This window comes from Paenibacillus sp. OK060 (assembly GCF_900101205.1).
Taxonomy (GTDB): domain Bacteria; phylum Bacillota; class Bacilli; order Paenibacillales; family Paenibacillaceae; genus Paenibacillus; species Paenibacillus marchantiae.
Genome location: NZ_FNFR01000004.1, coordinates 80,907 through 100,857 on the forward strand (window position 1 = coordinate 80,907; position 19,951 = coordinate 100,857).

Consider the following 19,951-nt stretch of genomic DNA (forward strand, 5'->3'; position numbering starts at 1 on the left):
AAGAGCAGGTGCAGAGGAAGTCAACATGTCCTCTGCACTCTGCTATAACTGATCGGTAACTTCGCTTGCCGGGAAGGAGTAGGAATGAATGAAACAACAGCATGTTCCAGTCACTGTTAAACCGAATCGAGAAAGACAGCATCGCATGACAGCGGCTGTGTTGTCCCTTGTCCTGCAAGGACTTGGACAGTTGTATAACCGTCAATGGATTAAGGGAATTTGTTTTCTGATCCTAGAGGGAGTAGGACTCGCTTATCTGATTCCCCGTTTGAATCAGGCTGTATGGGGAGTATGGACGCTGGGCGAGCAGACGCAGCGTTTCGTCAAGGTCAATGGATCAACGGTGCTGCAACAGGGCGACCACTCCATCTTTTTGCTGCTCAACGGAATCATAGTACTTTTGGTATTTTTCGTCTTTCTTCTTCTATATATTTTCAATATTCGGGATGCGTACATCACGGGAAAATTAAGAGAGGAAGGCAAGCAGGCCACTGGAGCTTCTGCTTCCCTGAGATATCTGCTCGATAAACAATTTCCGTATCTTTTCTTATCCATCCCTGCACTCGGCATCCTGTTTTTCACCATTATGCCGATTTTATTTACGATTACCCTGGCCTTCACCAATTACTCGGCACCGGATCATATTCCGCCCGCCAAGCTGGTGGACTGGGTCGGTTTCAAGACTTTTACGGATCTAATTCAGCTTAAATCGTGGAGCCATACCTTCTTTGGAGTATTAACATGGACCGTGATCTGGGCCATTTTGGCAACGGTGACTACGTATTTTGGTGGGGTGCTGGTTGCACTTCTCATCGAGCAGAAGGGTATTCGTTTCAAAAAGCTGTGGCGGACGATCTTCATTCTACCGTATGCCATTCCGCAGATTATCTCACTGCTTCTGATGCGTAATCTGTTCAACGGACAGTTTGGTCCCATTAATACGTATATGAAGGCTTTTGGCCTTGAGGGGTTGCCATGGTTAACCGATCCATTCTGGGCAAAAGTTACAGTCGTCATTGTAAACATGTGGATCGGAATCCCGGTCAGCATGGTGCTCATACTGGGCGTGCTAACGGCGATTCCACGGGATTTGTATGAAGCGGCTGAGGTAGACGGTGCGTCTGGCTTTCAGAAGTTCCGCATCATTACGCTTCCTTTTATCATGTTCGCTACGACACCGGTGCTCATTATGCAATTTGCCGGGAATTTCAACAACTTCAATGTCATCTTCCTGTTGACGAACGGTAATCCGCTGCGTGGGGATTATCAGTATGCGGGATCAACCGATCTTCTCGTGACCTGGTTGTACAAACTGACGTTGGATAACAACAAGTTCAATATGGCTTCGGCGGTCGGTATCATTATTTTCCTGATTATTGCGTCGTTCTCCATCTGGAATTTCCGTCGTTCCAAATCGTTCAAGGAGGAGGACATGATTCAATGAAAAAGCGCAACAATCCCATGCGTCTGACGATCAGCTATGTGCTGCTGGTTATCATTGCCATCGTATCGGTGTATCCCGTCTTGTGGATATTTCTCTCGTCACTGCGTCCAGGTGCGGCCCTGTTCAGTGAACGTCTGTGGCCTGAAGCGTTCACGCTGGCACATTATGGGGAACTGTTTAATAACCCGTCGTTCATGTATGGAACATGGTATCTGAACACGTTGAAGATCGCCTTTTTCACCATGATTTTCTCAACGCTCATGGTCACTTTAGGCATGTATGCCTTATCCCGGTTCCGGTTTCGCGGTCGCAAGACCATACTATCCACCATGCTGATTCTCGGGATGTTCCCGAGCTTCATGAGCATGATTGCCATTTATATTATTTTGCTTCAGATCAAATTGCTGGACACTCATGCCGCGTTGATTCTGGTCTATTCGTCTGGGGCCGTGCTGGGTGGATTTATTGTCAAAGGGTTCTTTGATACCATCCCGCGCAGTTTGGATGAAGCAGCACGAATTGATGGTGCCAGTCATCTGCGTGTGTTCACCAGCATCATTCTGCCGTTGTCCCGGCCGATGCTGACCTATGTAGCCTTAACCAGCTTTACTGGTGCATGGATGGACTTTATCTTTGCCCGGCTGGTACTTCGGACAAAAGAGAACTGGACACTTGCGGTTGGAATGTGGGATCTGGTTAGCCGCTATCAGGACAGTAACTTTACGATGTTTGCTGCCGGGGCGGTACTGATCGCTATTCCGATTACGTTGTTGTTTGTATTCTTGCAACGCTTCCTGGTGCAGGGGCTGACCTCTGGCGCCTCCAAAGGATAAAAGGATAAGAGGATAAACACCCAAATCGCATAGACAGCCTGTAGAACATACCCAGGCCACCAATCAGGCGCTTCTGAGAGGTTCCATTCATCGCTGGAACTGCTCCGGAAGCGCCTGCCTGCTGTTTGAGATCCGAATGACAAGAGGAGGAAAAGATCGATGGGAACGCTACAGTCCCCAGAACCGGAATTGGGACCGAACGGGGCTCTTGCTGCTGCGGAGAGTCAGAAAATGGCCAATAGGGCGCTTTGGCGTAATGTTGCTTATCGCAGAATTTTGTGTGGCTATGGCATCTCCGTATTTGGTGATTGTTTCAACGGCATTGCCATCAGTCTGTGGGTGTTGCAGACCACAGGAAGTGCGAAGAGCATGGCAGCTGTACAAGTATGTAACATGGTCGTCAGTTTTCTGTTCGGATCATTCGCAGGTACGTTTGCCGACAGACTGGATCGCAGAACATTGATGCTGTCGTCGGATTTGTTTCGTGGGGCTATGGCGTTTATCATCGCGGTGAGTCTGTTTGTGCTGCACGCTCCTTTTCCAATCGTACTGCTCATGCTTTCCCTTTCGATGTTTTCCAGTCTGTTTCAGGCGCCAGCATTTCATGCTTCGGTAACCAGTCTGGTGGGGAGGGAGCATCTGCAACAAGCTACAGGAACCATCCATCTGGTTGATAATATTGCCCGGATCAGCGGACTGGCCGCAGCGGGCATTGCAGTTTCTGCATTTGGAGGATTTACGGCTATTATGATTACAGGTGTGACCTTTCTGCTGTCTGCGATATGTGTGATATTGGCTGGGCGTTTTCCGGATGTACAACGCTCTTCCATGCATAGAGGATCGTTCGTAAAGGAGTGGGGCAGTTCATTTTCCTACATCTTCGCACATCCCCTGATTCGTTCAATCGTTATTCTTAATCCGCTGCTGATTCTCTTCTTCATGTCAGCCATCATGCTTGTTCAAGTCATGGCCGTCAAAGTATGGCAGGCGAATCCTGTCCAGTTCGGACTGATCGAGACATGTATTCCGCTGGGGTACATGCTGGGTTCCGGAATTCTGATTGCCTCAGGCAATCGGCTGAAACGAAGGGGGCGATGGGTGTTCATCGGTCTGCTGGTTCTCGGCCCACTGTATATGCTGTTAGCCAATGTATCTTCTCCTTTGGTGGCCTTGCCGCTGATCATTGCTGGGGGAGCCATGTTTGCGTGCTGTACGATGTTAACTCAGATCATGATGCGTGCCGAGGTTCCCGATGAGCTGCAGGGTAGAATCTACGGGTTGCTCGGAACCATAACAAGTACAGCCCCGATCCTGGGATTAACGGTGGTTTCTGTTTTGGCTGATCAGTGGGGTGCTCAAACCGTGCTGGAGAGCCTCGGAGCATTGCTGTTGGTGGTAGGAATTATTGCGGCAGCAGGATTAAAATCCATTCGGAACTATCGATAGTAAATGCATGCCATAGATAAGGACGAGCCTAATCAAAGAACCCGGAAGCAGGCGCTTGTCGCGTCTGACTCCAGGTTGAATGATAGGACGGTGAAGGAATTAAGGCTGCCAGTCCACTGTAACGGTTGCGGTTCCACTGGTTGGTGTGGTGAAGGTATGATTATTGCCATTTTCCCACGTAATCGTTGAGCCGTTCTTTTTGAAAAACTTGAATTCCAGATTCGTTCCGGCAGGCACGCTCACGTCATAATACCAGGTTGGATAAGAATAGATCACCTGATTGAAGACCGGACCAATGGCGAGAGGGCCTGTAGACCAGTTCCCTAGCTCCGCAACATTGCCTGTCAAATAGAGATTCTGACCGAGTGAAGTAGATGCATTGTTGATGACAAAACGGACGGAAACCTGGTTGCCACTAAGAATCGTGAAATTGTTATAAGTGTTGCTGTTGACTCCGCTCGCTGCGACTTTAACTGCATAGTTGCCGGCGGCAACAGCAGGGATGGTCACTTTGATCTGAGTATCTTCCCATGATGTGATGGCTGAACCGGTAACAGCGGTTGTACCGAAATAGACAGTGCCTTTGGTAGTACCAAATCCACGACCATCAATGGTAACAGTATTACCCGCTTTACCCATTACAGGGCCCACATGCCCGATAGTTGGTGTAGTGGTATTGGCTGTATACTGCCAGACCGCTGTAGCTCCTGCTGCCAAAGTGAAGTTAGCGACGTTACCTCCTGTAGAGGTAATGTTATTACCGCTTAATGCACCTGCAAGAACATCGTTGTATGTACCCGAAGGGAGTGAAGTGGTCAGACCACTGATGGATGTGGACGTCGAAAGATTACGGTTAACCGCTACGACAGCCACGTTGTTGCCGAATTTACGTTCATACACATACACATCGTTGTTAATCCAGCGCTGCTGAGTTGTTCCATAGGCGATGGCTGGATTGGTTTTGCGCAATGGAGCCAGCTTGCTGATGACGTTAAAAGCAGTTGTTGTTTTGGAGAACGAAGGCATTTTGGCACGGTTGTTAGGGTCGCCGTTACCTGTCAAATACTGCTCAGTGCCATAATAGATGGCTGGTACGCCCCGCGAGGTAAGTGTAAATGCAAGAGCTTGTTCCAAGCGACGGTTATTGACAGCACTTGTTTTGAAGCGATCCATGTCATGGTTATCAATGAAGGTCACTTGGTCATTCACCTGGGCATAATCAGCGGCTGTGCTGGTGATCATGGAATCCAGGGCAACCATCGTGGATGTGTTATCACGGAACACGTTACGTACTTCATTGTTGAAACGGAAGTCGAGCAGACTCATACCGGATTGGTTGGCGAAGTTGGTATTGTCCGCATCGGATGCAGATGAACCCAGGAACCATTCACCAAACGTGAATACCGGTTTGTAGCCATAGATGGAGGACATCCAGTTTTTTTGCCATCCCATCGGCATATGCTTCACCGCATCCACCCGGATTCCGTCAATACCCATATCCAGCCAGAGCTTGATCGCATCCTTGAAGTAGGTGTCAATGGTGCTGTTATTGTGGTTCAGGTCAGCGAGATCATAGAGATTTTTGTAGATACCGTTCTCCAGTGTGGAGAAGTCGGAGCCGCCATTGTGGTGGAATAATTTGTTCGTATCATTGGTGTAGCCACCAAGCAGAGTGCCGTTATTGTATAACTTTCCATTCTCTGCGAACGAGGTGTCGGTTTCCATGGCAGGAGAGGTATGGTTAGGAGCAAAATCAATGATGACTTTAATGCCTTTGGCATGTGCCGTATTGATCAGGTTCTGAAAATCGGTCATCGTACCGAAAGCAGGATTGGTCTTCTTGAAGTCACGTGCCCAATAGCCGTGATAAGCCGTATTGTTGACACCGGAATAGTTAATCAGTGAGTATATGTTCTCCACAGGCTGGGAAATCCAGAGTGCCGTAATACCCAGATCGGAAAAGTAGTTGTCATTAATCTTGTTGATCAGTCCTTGCCAGTCGCCCCCGCAATAGAGCTTCAGGTTAGAACAGGAGGCGTCATAGGCAGCCCCAGTAGGGTTGTTGGAGGGATTTCCGTCCAGAAAACGGTCGGTAAATACTTGATAAATAACATCGGTGCTGAAGTTCTGCTTGTTGGTTACAGCCGTATCAGCATCTGCAAATACGGAGGCCGCCGGGAATAATGGCAGTGCACTTCCGGCCAGCAAGCTGAAGCTCAGCGTGGTACTGAGGATGATTCGCTTGGTCCATTTGAACATTGGTAATCCACCCTTCGTTTATTATATAAATTGAACTAAAGAATATTTACACTTACCACTCCGATGACGGAACAACCTTCCGATCGCTGTTATCCCCAGATTTTTTTGATGCCCTTTTCAAAGGGGGAAATCCGGGGATAAAGGCGAAGCGTATGCTTCCGATGCAGCTTTCCTTCAGAAAGCTTTTAGCTTCACTTCTTCAGGTTATTTCTGTCCTCTCCGTTCTCGTGCAAATGTGTAGTTCAATTTATATAGATTTGTGGTCTCTTTTTTTGATTAGAAAAGCGCTTTCAACATTGGACGTTGGTAGGTTATTCTTAACGTTATCCCCCCTTTATGAATGCCAACAACCCCGGCACCTCCTGCTGGAGTTACCGGGGTTGTCCTAAACCGATTGGGTTTAAAAGCATGGCCCTCTAGTTATAATCACAACGTTATGATAATTAAATAATGGTTTGGTTGTCAATAACTTTTTCCTGAGCATTTTTTTTCTATTTCTATATTTACAAATCAGGCTCAACAGATTTAAACTATTCGCAGACCCACCAATATAAGGGCTATGCATTTTAGAACATTTCGGTGTTTTAAAACAACCCCGTCTCTTCAGAGACGGGGTTGTTTGTCGATGTAGCCAAGGGAAGAACGAAGCAGGACTAACAAGTAAATCCCGGTAGTTTAAAAGGGAAATCTATAGGAGAGGCGGTTGATGGATCAGTGAACACTCATTCTGTCATCGAATGTGTGGAAGGTTTCAAGGCATCCAGGCTGGACAACACAAGAAAGATTTTTGTCTATTTGCCACCAGGCTATAAGGAGCATGTGGATCAACGCTATCCGGTGTTATACATGCATGCGGGTCAGAGGGCCTTCGGCTCTTCGACTGCGGGAAATGAAACGTGGCACGTAGATCAGGCGGCAGACCAACTGATTGATCAAGGCTTGATGGATGGGCTGATCATTGTCGGAATTGCCCATGTTCGTCCAGTTACACACAATGAATTCTATCATTTCATTGCGCCTGCAAGAGAAGCGGTGAGTGTGGGCTGCTCAGGCCTGGATTATGAACACTTTATCATTCATGAACTGAAACCATTCATTGACGAGCATTACCGCACACTTCCAGACAAGGACAATACGGGACTGCTTGGTTCTTCCGCAGCGGCACTCAGCACCTTCCATATAGGAACACGTCATCCTGATATTTTTGGCAAACTGATCATGCTCTCTCCCTTTTTCGTGGATGTGCAGCTGGATGAAACGTCGGAGAGCAGGTTACAGGAAGAGGATATGTACTTCATGCCTGAGGGCAGTGCTCCCATTCAAATGTGGATGGATATTGGGGACGCAGAAGGATTGTTTCTGCCTTCCCAGGTAAGGAATGTCGTCCATCAGATGCTCGAACTGGGATATAAGCCTGGCAAGGATATCGCATTTCTGGAACAGCAGGATGCAGGTCATCAGGAAGCGGATTGGGGAGAGCGGGTTCACCTTCCGCTTCTGTACATGTTTGGCCGAATCGGCAATCCAGTCTCTCTGGAGCTGATGGGAAGGGACGTTATTGGATTGAAGGGCGGCATGAGCGGGTACATCAATGCGCTGCTTCATTACGACAGCGGGTTCACCATGAGTGTGCTTGAAGGGGATTATAGGTCCGATCACCCTGATGTTCTTGAGGTTCGACCCAATGGGGAACTGTTTCCTGTCAAGATAGGTCATGCAGTGGTTAGCCTGACGGTGGGAGAGTTGTCGGCATCACGCATGTACACGGTTGTGGAAGAATTATCGGGTCACGTGACTGTCTGCATGAGTGCCGAGGTACCCTTCCAGGACATGTATGATGACTCGATCTACGGAGGCATGGGCATGAAGCTTCTGCACACCGGAGGTGGTCATTATGAAGGCTGTTTCGAGGTTCCACGTGACAGCGGATTTCGGTTCAGGTTCACGCGAGGCTTCCGGCAGTTTGAAACCGATGCAGATGGCAAGGCACTGCCCAATCGGGTGTTTCGTGCCCATGCTAATCTGTCTCTTCATTACAAAATCCAGTCTTGGGGCAGCACGGCTGCCAAAGCCGGGAACAGGAGGTAGCCATGATTAGTCAACCATTTCAACCAACGATGGATATTCCGTATTATTATCCCTGTAATTTTCCTTTGATTCACGAAATCCTTCAGCGTCAGGGCTCGATAAGCAGTCTCGGCCTGTTAGCTTCCAGCCGCTTATATAGTCTGACTTCCTGTTCAGATCGTGGCCTGATTAAGCCTTACTTTCATAAGTTGGATTATGAGGGGCCGATGTGGGAAGTGTTTGGAGAACGGGAGTTTGACAGCTTCGAACAAGGAAAGGCCTATATTCGGGAACGGCTTGAAAATGAGGGGCCTTTGGTCGTTACAGGCACAAGTTACTGCTTGCCTTATGGGGATGATTATCGAAATCCCGAATATATTCATAAACTCGTTAAACAAGACTCACGCCTGCATCTGGTCGATCATTGGTTGGCTGTGTACGGAATGGATGAGGAGCAGTTCTATGTCTATGACCCCGTTCCCTCCAAATACATGGGAGCTGTGTCATCACCTGATTTCCAAGAGTTCTGGAAAGGAAACAAAAATATCTCCGAGCTCGAAATAGCCCGGCGCAAAGAAACATTACGAACATATGGCACGATGGAGATCCGTGCAGTGGAAACACTCGACTCCGCAGGCTATCGGAACATGCTGCGCTCTGCGCTGGCGACACAAGCCCATGAATTCATCGCGGGCAGAACGATCTGGGAGGGCAATCGAAGCTATTATTTTGGACAGGCTGTCACATCACAATTGTTACAAAGATTGCACCCGGATGCCGAGGTGGATCGGGAACAGGAGAAGGCTATCTCCGCGTTCCTGTTCGACATGCGCTGGAGCCGCTACTTTTTCCGCGATTTGCTGGAGGAGGCCGCCCAATGGCTCGATTCTCCTCATGATCAATATGTTGCGGAATTCGGCGCAATGATAGCCCGGTGGGAACAGGCGCATAAGCTGCTGCAGATCGCCAGAATGAAACGAAGCCCTGAATGGCGGGAGCAGTTAACAGATATTATCGAACAATTGGCGGCGGACGAATTACGCTGGTACGAAGCGCTAATGACGACACATCAGCATGCTGATCGCTTCAGACAGATCTCATCGACTGTGGAAAATCCCGCGCCTTCACATCGGGAAGTCATTGAGCGGATTGTGCTGGACAGCTGCGATGAGCTTAATCGGTACCATAACGCGCCCATTCCTCTAGAGCATGGCTTGCAGGCGCCCCTATATGGAAGTCGGGGAAGACTGGACTCCCTAGAACTTGTAACTTTACTTGCGGTTGTCGAGCAAAGTGTTGAAGATGCGTTCGGTGTAGGGATAACCCTCGCGGAAATGGCGGCAGCTTCCATGCCAGAAAGTCCTTATCGAACGGTGGAATCACTGGTTGAATATCTGGAGGCGCAATTGAAACCTTGCCCAAAGGATGATGAGGGATGAATATCACTTTTCTTCTGGAACGGTTCGCCGCGTATGACCATCTCCCTGCGTTAATATGGAAGGACGAGCAGTATAGTTATAACTGGTTATTGGATCAGGTTCACACCTTTAGCCAGTGGATTTCCAGAGAAGGGATTGAAGGGACAACCGTTGCGCTTGAAGAGGATTATTCTCCTTATGCGGCAGCGGCATTGATCGCTCTACTGGAGCGGAATTGTATTGTGGTTCCGATGGATCGACACTTGGTCGAGGCTAAAAGGAATGAGTATACAGCGCTCGCTCAGGCAGAATGGCGCATGAGTGTTGGGGAAGGGGAAGCTATAGCCAGACGTTGCTCCGTGCAAGGCTCTCGGTCCCCGATTTTGGATAGGCTGAGTCAGGAAAAGAACGCAGGTCTGGTAATCTTCTCATCCGGATCGACAGGGCAAAGCAAAGCTGCTGTTCACAGCGCGGATCGTCTGTTGCACGGGTTCAGGCGGCAAGTTCGGCCGCTCTGTACCATTCCGTTCATGATGTTTGATCACATTGGCGGATTGAATACGATGCTGCAATCCCTGTCTAGCGGCGGCTGTTTATGCGTCATACCGGATCGCTCCCCCCTGGAAGTATGCAAAGCCATTGAAAAGTACCGTGTTCAGGCCTTGCCAGTCTCACCAACGTTCATGAATTTGCTGCTCCTTAGTGGGGTCTATCAGGAGTTCGATCTATCCAGTCTCGAAGTGGTCTCCTATGGTTCAGAGGTTATGCCAGAGGCGCTGCTTACCGCATGGAATAGACAATTTCCGAATGTACGTACGGTGCAGGCTTATGGTATGTCGGAGCTTGGTATTCTGCCGACACGCTCCAAAAATTCCGGTTCATTGCTATTTACGGTTCGTGACGGAGAAGTCCGTTATCGGATTGTGGACGGGTTGCTTGAGATCCAAACAAAAACGGCCATGATCGGGTATCTGAACGCCCCTTCTCCGTTCACGGAAGATGGTTGGCTTCAGACCGGAGATGAAGCGGAGATGGAGGATGGTTACATTCGCATTTTGGGTCGCCGCTCCGAGATCATTAATGTAGGCGGACGTAAGGTTTATCCTGCGGAAGTGGAGAGTATTCTGGAACAAATGGAATTCATTGAAACAGCAGTCGTGAGTGGCGAGTCAAGTGGGATCATGGGACAGATGGTAAAGGCCACGGTCAGACTTACAGGTGAACAGCCTCTTACGGAACTGCGCAGACAAATCTGGGATTTTTGCCGAGACAAGCTACCCCAGTACAAAATCCCGCAAAAGATTGTGATTACTCAGGAGACATTAACAAGTTCAAGAATGAAGAAAATAAGAATTCCCGGTCCTATCTCCTCCGTTCGGGATGAGGTTGCGGCTAGCCTGGAGGAGGATATGGAAGGGACACAATACTGATTGAACGAATGAATAAAGTGACTCATGAATGCCAATGCAGCAGGGGACATCATGAGTTGTAATAGGAGAGGGGAACCTTCGGATGCATGACGCACCGATGGTTCCCCTTTTTTCACTTTGAGAGATAAACATACACAGTATTCTTGCGAATGATCTGGGATAGCATCTAGAAGGGCTGTTCATTAATGTAATTGTTATGCCTTAACGTGTGATTTGACATCCAACTGCAACAGGGAGAAACCGTACGCTTCCAAGTCCAGCTTCAGCTTGTTCTGCTGAGTTTCCCGTGCTGTGGCTGAGAATACATTACGCCAAGTTCCTTGGTGTATTGGCAACTCCATACTGCGCGGTTCTTCACTTGCATTCAGGACAAGCACGAATTGTTCCCCGGTCTCCTGATCCTTGCGTCCGATGGCAATGCACGGGTCTCCGGCTTCCGCGTAAATCATGGTGATGTCCGCACTGCGCAATGCAGCGTGTTGTTTACGCAGGGCAATGGCTTGGGTGAAGAAATCGAGCAGATCCTTGTTCTGCTTCTGTTCGTCCCACTCCATACATTTGCGACAACCTGGATCATAGCCACCATCCAGCCCTACCTCGTCACCATAGTAAATACAAGGAGCACCTGGGTACGTAAGCAGCAGAATGACAGCTAGCTTCATCTTGCGTACATCCCCTTCACATAGGGTGAGGAGTCTTGGCGTATCATGACTGCCGAGCAGGTTGAAAGCTGCTTCGGTTACAGGCTGTGAATAAGCAGCAAGCAGTTTGCCAACCTCGTTGGCAAATCCGAGGCCGTCCAGCTTGCCAAGCACAGCGTAATCCATGACTGAATTCGTGAAAGGGTAGTTCATGACTGCATCAAATTGATCCCCCTGCAGCCACATAATGGAATCATGCCAGATTTCGCCGAGAAGATAGGCATCCGGGTTAAGTGATTTGACCGTTTGCCGGAATTCACGCCAGAATTGATGGTCTACCTCATTGGCAACATCCAGTCTCCAACCGTCGATACCCATATCCTGAATCCAGTAACGGGCCACCTCCAGCAAATATTCCTTAACCTCGGGATGCTCCGTGTTCAGTTTAGGCATAAGGGGTTCGAAGGCAAAGGTATCATATGTGGGAATACCATCCTCGATACGTGCCGGCCATTCTCTGACATGGAACCAATCTGCATAACGGGAAGCAGCCCCTTTTTCAAGCACATCTGCGAATGGAAGGAACTCTCTGCCTGAGTGGTTAAACACCGCGTCCAGAACTACCCGTATGCCGCGTTCATGGCATGCATCCACAAGTTCCTTCAATTTCTCATTGGTGCCAAAGTGCGGATCGACCCTCAGGTAGTCTGCGGTATTGTACTTATGGTTGGTTGTAGCCTGGAACACCGGGCAGAAATAAATGGCGTTAATGCCAAGTGCGCTCAGATGATCGAGGTGGTCCAGAACACCTTGCAAGTCACCTCCGAAAAAATTGACAGGCGTCGGTTCACCGCCCCAGGGTTCAGCATTCTTTGGACTGATCGACGGATCACCATTGGCAAAACGTTCAGGGAAGATCTGATAGAATACAGCATCCTTAACCCAAGCAGGTGCCTCGAAGAAATCCACCGGATTCATAAATGGAAAATCGAAAAATTCCAACGGATGATCAGGCAGAGCCTGTTCGAATCCCCGTTCCGTCATCCAGACCGATTTCTCTCCCTCGATCAGTTGGAAGCCGTAGCGTAATCTGCGGTAGGGTGGTTGCGCTTCCACTTCCCAATAATCGAACAGGGCATCACGGGCAAAGATTCGCATCGGAAGGTGGAGAACCGTACGATCCCATGCATATTTATCCCCGATGATGGCGATAACAGCATCCAGGTCGCCCCGCTTGGAACGGAGCCTCAGGTGCATGGTGGAACGGTCATATACGTAGGACCAATTCATTTTGGGACGATGATAAATAGCTTCAAGTAACATAGCATTCACTCCTTATCTGGGATGGATCATGCGGCTATAAACGCAAAAAAGGCACAACCCCAATGTTTACGAGGTTGTACCTTTCGGCAGCATAGCCTTTTGATTATAGTGCTATTATACGAACTAAATCGGAAAAAGAAAACACTTTTTTTTCCTGAAATCTCAATATATCGAATTCGAAACACAGGGTGCTTTTCGCTTCATATATGAGGTGAAGGTGACTTGAATACACCGTTTAAATTTGGGTGTTATTTTTTAAAACTCATACCCGAGTTTATTGGCATAGGCAGACAATTCTTTTTGGAACTTCTCGATATTTTTCTTGCCAGTATCAATTTTGGCGTTGGCTTGTTTCAGGACAGCGCTGTTTACCGTTGTTTTGGAGACCGCTTTTTTCGCGAGTTGGAATCCTTCCAACTGAGTATAGCTTCCTTTGATCAAGTTGGCATGAATTTTTTGCAGCTCCGTATTTTGTGGTTTAATCAATTTCAGCTTGGATACATATTTGGTGTAGTTAGGAATCGCTGTGTTGGTCAATTTGAGGAAAACGGACTTGCGATTGGAAGATGTAATGTAAAATCCCCCGCCCAAAGCATCGAAAGCTTTCTCCTCATATACGGATGCGCTATCCAGTTGATCCATGTAGTTCAAGAAATCTGCTTCGTCGGCTGTAAGTTCCGGCTCTTCTTCTGTTGTGTCAACTTCGGAGTATGCGTCTTCCGAATATGTAGTAGTTGAGTCATCCGCAGCAGCGGCATAGGACCCTGCAGGTGCAAATACCCCGCCAAGCAAAACAAAACTCATAATGATGGATAGTACCCATGATTTCTTCACGTTCTAATTTCCCCTATCTATATATGTGATATTATTCCAATGGATAATCTAACATAGCGCGACAAGAAATTACAGGAATCGATTGACAGTAAATTGGTTGTTTTATATTGTTTCATGCATTTTCATATTGGTACACCATCATAGAAAGCTGTAATGACGGGGATGATTAAGTAGGTATAAAGAGATATCTCGATGTTTAAACGTGTACATTTGTTCGGGAAAAATGAGGCATCTGGTTCTTTCAGAATATTTTCAGAAAGGATATATATGAAAAATCATAATGAATTTTGGGTTTATTTATTAATACTTTAAACCTATTTCCGTTTATAACGGTACGCCCGATAAATAGCATTGGAGTTGATTCATAAATATTGGAGGAATAATTCATGAGTAGAAACAAACGATTTACCAAAATGATAATCCTGGCGTTAAGCATAAGTCTTGTGCTCTCGCTTGGGCTAATTCATCCCGTTCAAGCGGGTGGATGGACGCAGGATTCCTTTGAGAATGGGGATGCCCAATGGACGTCCACGAGTGGCAGTTGGTCTGTCGTTCAGGATCAGGGAAACGCAGTATATTATCAATCGGGCAAGAGCGAGGGCAGAAGTTCGGCGGGAGATGCGGAGTGGAGTAACTATGCCATTGCAGCGGATGTGAAAGTCGTCGATTTCAACGGATCGACTCGCACGTATGTAGCAGGCCGATATGCGGATGCCAACAATTATTATGCAGCGTCCTTGTACAACAGCAGTGGCGGGAAACTTGAAATTCGGAAAAAAGTGAATGGTTCTACCACAACGCTCGCCACAAAATCCGATTATAAGCTGACTGTGGATACATGGTATAACGTCAAACTTGAAATGAACGGTTCATCCATTAACATGTACGTGAATGGTGTATTAGAGCTGTCTGCTACAGATACCGACATGACCAAGGGGAGTGCAGGGTTGGTGACATTGAAGTCTCTTGTCATGTACGATAATGTGAATATCTGGAATATCGGAGATCCAACACCAGTCACACCACCGACAGATCCAACAACGGAACCATCCACGGGTACACCAAGCGATCCGTCAACAGAAACACCACCGACCGATCCTGGAACTGAACCTACGGAGCCAGATCAGACAACAGAATGGGCTGCGTATAATTTGACTGGTTTTGCCGCAGCGAATACGACCGGTGGTGGTATCATCTCGGATACTGATTCACGTTATATGCGGGTATATACCGCCAGTGATCTGGCTCTGGCCTTGAAGAAAGGCTCCAAAACCAAAGTAATTGAGATCATGAATGATCTGGATCTGGGATGGAACGAGCTTCCTGCGGCAGCTCAGGCTGCTCCTTTTAGCGCACATAATAATGCGCTGACACATCCTGTTCTGATGAAGACAGGGGTTAGCAGAGTGAGCATTGATAACTTCGATGGCCTGACCATTTTCTCGGCTAATGGAGCAACAATCAAGCATGCAGCTTTCACGTTCAAACGGAGCAACAACGTAATTATTCGCAACCTGGCATTCGATGAACTTTGGGAGTGGGATGAGGCTACCAAGGGCAATTATGATAAAAACGATTGGGACTACATTACCGTTGAGAATAGCAGCAACGTCTGGATTGATCATGCCACATTCCACAAAGCATACGATGGACTTGTTGATGTGAAAAAGGGCAGTACAGGCGTCACTATTTCCTGGTCATCCTTTGTAGGGGACGATCAAGGCCCTAATAGCTGGGTCACCCAGCAGATCAATGCGCTGGAAGCCAATAAATCGGCCTACCCGATGTATGCCTATCTGAGAAGCAATGCTGTTGGCATGAGTATGGAACAGATCATCGCAGTGGCGGCGAGCCAGAAGAAGGGACATCTAATTGGCGCTACTGAGTTCGCAAGTGACAATGCTGATCTGGAAGTCACCCTACACCACAATTACTACAAGGATATCCAGGATCGTATGCCACGCCTGCGTGGAGGGAATGTGCATGCATACAATATCGTCATGGATAATGCCTCTACCTGGGATTTGAAGAAAAACATCACGTCCAGTATGTCTAAAGCTATCTCGGCCAAAGGGTATCATTTTGGGATTACCAGCAATGGTGCAATTTCTACGGAAAGTGGTGCGGTGCTGTTAGAGAATTCGGTCATCCTTGGCGTGCAATATCCGCTGCGTAATAATCAGGCCGATGAGTCGAAAAGTAATTACACGGGGAAGATTGCAGCGATAGATACGACCTATTCACTGGATGGAAGCATCTTTAGAGGCAACAGCGACGATGCCAAAAGTCCACTTTCACCAGTACCGGCATCCTTGAAGCCGTTCTCCTGGAATGGATTAACCGCGCTGCCATACAGCTACACGGCAGAAGATCCTGCCGGACTTCAGGCAAGACTGAATTCTACATCCGGCGCCGGGGCAGGACAACTGTCTTGGACTCCGGCCCAGTGGCTGGCGACGAGTTATAATTAAGTTCACCAATTAAAATAGTAACAGACCAGGGGCTGCCTTGAAGTAGATCTTTCTACGGATGAGGCAGTTCTTTTCTATTGTCATATCTATTTTGAATGTAGTTTTTTCGATATAAATTCTCTGAGAAGTGACGTATAGAGGCGGTCAGGTGATATAATCAAGTGAAGTGTTATTATCTCACCAAGTATTTTCGAAAAGGTTTTCGGTAAATGTTCTATTTTTGTTTGTAACCGCAATCATAATACACACAGAAAGTGAGAGCTGAGATGAATCAGAAAAAGATTTTTACGGATGGATGGCAATTTGCGAAAAGTAAGCTGGATGTTACGGAGCCTGTGGGGTTACCGTTTGAACCGGTTGAGCTTCCTCATGATTGGCTGATCTATAATACGCTTGAACTGTATGAGGACAGCATTGGATGGTATCGCAAGACATTCCCATATACGAAGGATGAGCAGCAGCTTCTGCTTTGCTTTGACGGAGTGTACATGGATTCTTCCGTATATGTGAACGGGCAGCTTGTTGGGGAATGGAAGTACGGTTATTCGGCTTTTGAGCATGAGATCACGAGTGCTTTGGTGGAAGGTGACAATGAAATTGTAGTCAAAGTTGTGCATCAGAGTCCCAACAGCAGATGGTATTCCGGGGCCGGAATTTACCGCAATGTGTGGCTCAAAACGAGAGATCGGAATCATATCGTCACAGACGGTACTTATGTTTCGATTCAGCAGCAGCCAGAAGGCTGGCAGGTTGAGGTGGATACGGAGCTAAGTCTCAATCAGAACGCACAACTTGTACACACGATTTGGTATCAGGGTAATAAGATCGTATCCAGCAAAGAGGACGTTACAGCTACAGCGGGTCAAGACGCCGGACATGGAAAGATACAATCCAACAGCCAACAGCTGACGGTCGATCTTCCGAAGTTATGGAGCCCGGATGAACCGAATCTGTATGATCTGGTAACGGAACTGCAAGTAGCTACAGGTGAGCAGGGCTATGAGACGATCGAGACCGCCACACAGCGGATTGGTTTCAGGGATATCAAGTTGGATGCAAACGAAGGATTCCACCTGAATGGGGTCAAGATGAAGCTGAACGGCGTGTGTGAACACCATGATCTTGGGGCGCTGGGGGCTGCTTTTAACCTAACGGCGCTGCGCAGAAGATTTGTGCTGTTGAAGGAAATGGGCGTTAACGCTATCCGGACCGCTCATAACATGCCTGCCAAAGAGTTCATGGAACTTGCGGATGAGATGGGTATGCTGATCGTTTCGGAAGCGTTCGATATGTGGGAGAGAGCCAAGACCCCTTACGACTATGCGAGATTTTTCCCGGAATGGGCACATACTGATGTGAAGAGCTGGGTGAAGCGTGACCGTAACCATGCAAGTCTGATTATGTGGAGTATCGGTAACGAGATTTACGACACTCATGCGGATGAGCGGGGGCAGGAAGTAACCCGCATGCTGATGGATTATGTATTGGAATTTGATCCAAAAGGGAATGCAGGCGTGACGATCGGTTCGAACTACATGCCGTGGGAAAACGCACAAAAATGCGCCGATATCGTGAAGCTCGCAGGTTATAACTACGCGGAAAAATACTACGACAAACATCACGAAGAACATCCGGACTGGATTATCTATGGTAGTGAAACGTCGTCTGTGGTGCAGAGCCGTGGGGTCTATCACTTCCCATTCGAGCAATCCATACTGGCAGATGATGATGAGCAGTGTTCGGCACTTGGGAACAGTACGACAAGTTGGGGCGCGAAGTCGGCAGAATACTGCATTTTGGCAGAACGAGATACGCCGTATTCCTTGGGGCAGTTCCTGTGGACCGGATTCGATTATATTGGAGAACCAACACCGTATCATACAAAGAATTCATATTTTGGACAGCTGGATACAGCAACGTTCCCGAAAGATTCCTACTATATCTACCAAGCAGCCTGGACGGATTACAAGAAAAGTCCGATGGTTCACCTGTTCCCTTACTGGGATTTCAGTCCTGGTCAGCTGATCGATGTACGCGTGTGCAGTAATGCGCCGAAGATTGAATTGCAGCTGAATGGCAAGACAATCGGCACGTATGATATCGATCATGCAAAGGGAACCCAGCTGGTAGGCTGGTGGAAAGTCCCATATGAAGAAGGTGAGCTCAAAGCGATCGCTTATGATGAACACGGCAACGTAATTGCAACGGATGTGCAAAGATCCTATACAGATGCGAAGAAGATTCGTCTGAAAGCCGATCGAGAGCAGCTGCAAGCGGACGGTACAGATCTTATTTTCGTGGAAATTCAAGTGGAAGATGAAGCGGGCAATCCCGTGCAAAATGCAAACAACCGTGTGCAGGTCCAAGTGACAGGTGCAGGTCGTCTATTGGGTCTGGATAATGGAGATAGCACGGACTATGATCCATACAAAGGTCTTAGTAGAAGATTGTTCAGCGGCAAGCTGATGGCAATCATCGGGGCAACGAACGAATCAGGAACGGTACGGATCGAGGTGACCTCGGAAGGATTGGAAAGTGCAGCTGCCGAGTTCGAATCACGAGCTGTTGCAGGCGCAGGAGATCGTACCTTAGGTGATTTCGGGGCCGCTGCAGGTCAGAAGCAAACCGTACTCTTGAGTAATACGGAACGTCCGGTTCTGACGGGACGCGCGCAGGAGATTCCTTTGCGGAAAATCGAGATTATCAGCGAAGGTGGACAGCTATTCGATCCATCGAAAAAGCAGATGACGGTGAGCGCCAAGCTGTATCCGGAGAACACATCCTATCGGGATATTGAGTGGGCAGTTGTGAACGACGCAGGTATCGAATCCAACATTGCCAAGGTCGAAGCCAACGGTCTGGAAGTCATCGTATCCGCTCTGGGCGATGGGGAATTCCGTCTTCGTGCGACGAGCAGTAACGGTACCGATAAAACGAAACTGATTTCTCAACTGGAGTTCAAAGCAACAGGTCTGGGTACGGCTTACAAAGATCCATACGGCTTTATTACTGGCGGGCTGTACGATTACACCAAAGGGGATGTCGGTAACGGCAATGAACGAGGGGTAGCGACAAGCCGGGACGGGGAGACGCATGTGGGCTTCCGCAATATCGACTTCGGGCCGTACGGCTCCGATACCATTACGATTCCAATCTTTGCGTTGTCCAGTGAAGAGTACTTCATTCAGATCTGGGAAGGTATGCCGGATGAAGAGGGAAGCACACTGCTGGCAGATGTGGTATATGACAAAGAATCCAGATGGAATGTGTATCAGGAAGAGACGTATCATCTGTCCAAGCGGCTGAGCGGGATTACGTCGATCTGTTTTGTACTGAAGCAGAAGATTCATATCAAAGGCTTCTCATTCGAGCGCCAAAGCAGGGCATTTGAACAGAATACGGCTGCATCATGCGATCATCTCTACGGGGATACGTTCAAGATCGAGGGTGATCATGTTGAGGGGATCGGAAACAATGTGTCGTTGGAGTTTGAAAATATGGACTTCACGGCAGAAGGCACGTCCAAGCTTGTGATCTATGGACGTTCAACAATCGATAAAAACACGATTCATATCCGCTTTGCAGGTGAGGACGGACAGAGCAATCAGCTGGTCGAATTCACACAGTCCGATGGATATGAGGAGCGAGTGTTTGAGCTTGAGCAGGTTAAAGGTGTGCAGAAGGTGACCTTTATTTTCCTGCCGGGTAGTCAGTTTGACTTTGGCTGGTTCCGGTTCGAGAAGTAGGACGAAAGATATAGTAGTTCAGGGATAGAGATGATTTAT

The 19,951-nt window shown here is 48.0% G+C and carries 11 protein-coding genes; 8 read left to right on the forward strand and 3 right to left on the reverse strand.

Annotated features, from left to right (window positions below; translation table 11 throughout):
* Positions 1-88: 88 nt before the first annotated feature.
* The 3 genes from BLS14_RS15555 to BLS14_RS15565 all read left to right on the forward strand — a co-directional run bounded on the left by BLS14_RS15555 (position 89) and on the right by BLS14_RS15565 (position 3,723).
* Positions 89-1,444: a carbohydrate ABC transporter permease gene (locus tag BLS14_RS15555; RefSeq protein WP_063566014.1), complete on the forward strand. Its 1,356-nt coding sequence runs from the start codon at positions 89-91 to the stop codon at positions 1,442-1,444.
* Positions 1,441-2,277, forward strand: a complete 837-nt coding sequence (locus BLS14_RS15560; RefSeq protein WP_024628944.1) for a sugar ABC transporter permease — start codon at positions 1,441-1,443, stop codon at positions 2,275-2,277. Before BLS14_RS15555 ends, BLS14_RS15560 begins: the two co-directional genes overlap by 4 nt.
* Positions 2,278-2,436: 159 nt before the next feature.
* On the forward strand, positions 2,437-3,723 hold the full coding sequence (locus BLS14_RS15565) for an MFS transporter (RefSeq protein ID WP_090952772.1): 1,287 nt from the start codon (positions 2,437-2,439) through the stop codon (positions 3,721-3,723).
* Positions 3,724-3,822: 99 nt separating this feature from the next.
* On the opposite strand, the gene BLS14_RS15570 is transcribed toward BLS14_RS15565, so the two are convergent.
* Positions 3,823-5,982 carry an alpha-amylase family glycosyl hydrolase gene (locus BLS14_RS15570; protein ID WP_090952774.1) on the reverse strand — a complete coding sequence of 720 codons (2,160 nt, stop codon included), beginning with the start codon at positions 5,980-5,982 and terminating at the stop codon, positions 3,823-3,825.
* A gap of 714 nt (positions 5,983-6,696) precedes the next feature.
* Here BLS14_RS15570 and BLS14_RS15575 point away from each other — a divergent pair.
* The 3 genes from BLS14_RS15575 to BLS14_RS15585 are packed head-to-tail and all read left to right on the forward strand — an operon-like array spanning position 6,697 to position 10,897.
* A complete protein-coding gene (locus tag BLS14_RS15575) occupies positions 6,697-8,070 on the forward strand; it encodes an alpha/beta hydrolase (protein WP_090952776.1) in 1,374 nt (457 codons plus the stop codon).
* Between the two features lie 2 nt (positions 8,071-8,072).
* Positions 8,073-9,488: a cysteine peptidase family C39 domain-containing protein gene (locus BLS14_RS15580; protein ID WP_090952778.1), complete on the forward strand. Its 1,416-nt coding sequence runs from the start codon at positions 8,073-8,075 to the stop codon at positions 9,486-9,488.
* Positions 9,485-10,897 carry an ANL family adenylate-forming protein gene (locus BLS14_RS15585; RefSeq protein WP_090952780.1) on the forward strand — a complete coding sequence of 471 codons (1,413 nt, stop codon included), beginning with the start codon at positions 9,485-9,487 and terminating at the stop codon, positions 10,895-10,897. The genes BLS14_RS15580 and BLS14_RS15585 overlap by 4 nt, the downstream gene beginning before the upstream one ends.
* A gap of 194 nt (positions 10,898-11,091) precedes the next feature.
* Here BLS14_RS15585 and BLS14_RS15590 read toward each other — a convergent pair whose 3' ends face one another.
* The gene (locus BLS14_RS15590) at positions 11,092-12,861 is read right to left on the reverse strand and encodes an alpha-glycosidase (RefSeq protein WP_090952782.1); all 1,770 of its coding nucleotides are present in this window, start codon (positions 12,859-12,861) and stop codon (positions 11,092-11,094) included.
* A gap of 255 nt (positions 12,862-13,116) precedes the next feature.
* Positions 13,117-13,695 carry a hypothetical protein gene (locus tag BLS14_RS15595; protein ID WP_063566008.1) on the reverse strand — a complete coding sequence of 193 codons (579 nt, stop codon included), beginning with the start codon at positions 13,693-13,695 and terminating at the stop codon, positions 13,117-13,119.
* 386 nt (positions 13,696-14,081) lie between these two features.
* Between BLS14_RS15595 and BLS14_RS15600 the strand changes: the two genes are divergently transcribed.
* Both BLS14_RS15600 and BLS14_RS15605 read left to right on the forward strand, forming a co-directional pair.
* Entirely contained in the window at positions 14,082-16,166 is a 2,085-nt protein-coding gene (locus BLS14_RS15600) for a pectate lyase family protein (protein WP_090952784.1), read from the forward strand.
* 266 nt (positions 16,167-16,432) lie between these two features.
* Entirely contained in the window at positions 16,433-19,912 is a 3,480-nt protein-coding gene (locus tag BLS14_RS15605; protein ID WP_090952786.1) for a glycoside hydrolase family 2 TIM barrel-domain containing protein, read from the forward strand.
* The last annotated feature ends 39 nt before the right edge of the window (positions 19,913-19,951 follow it).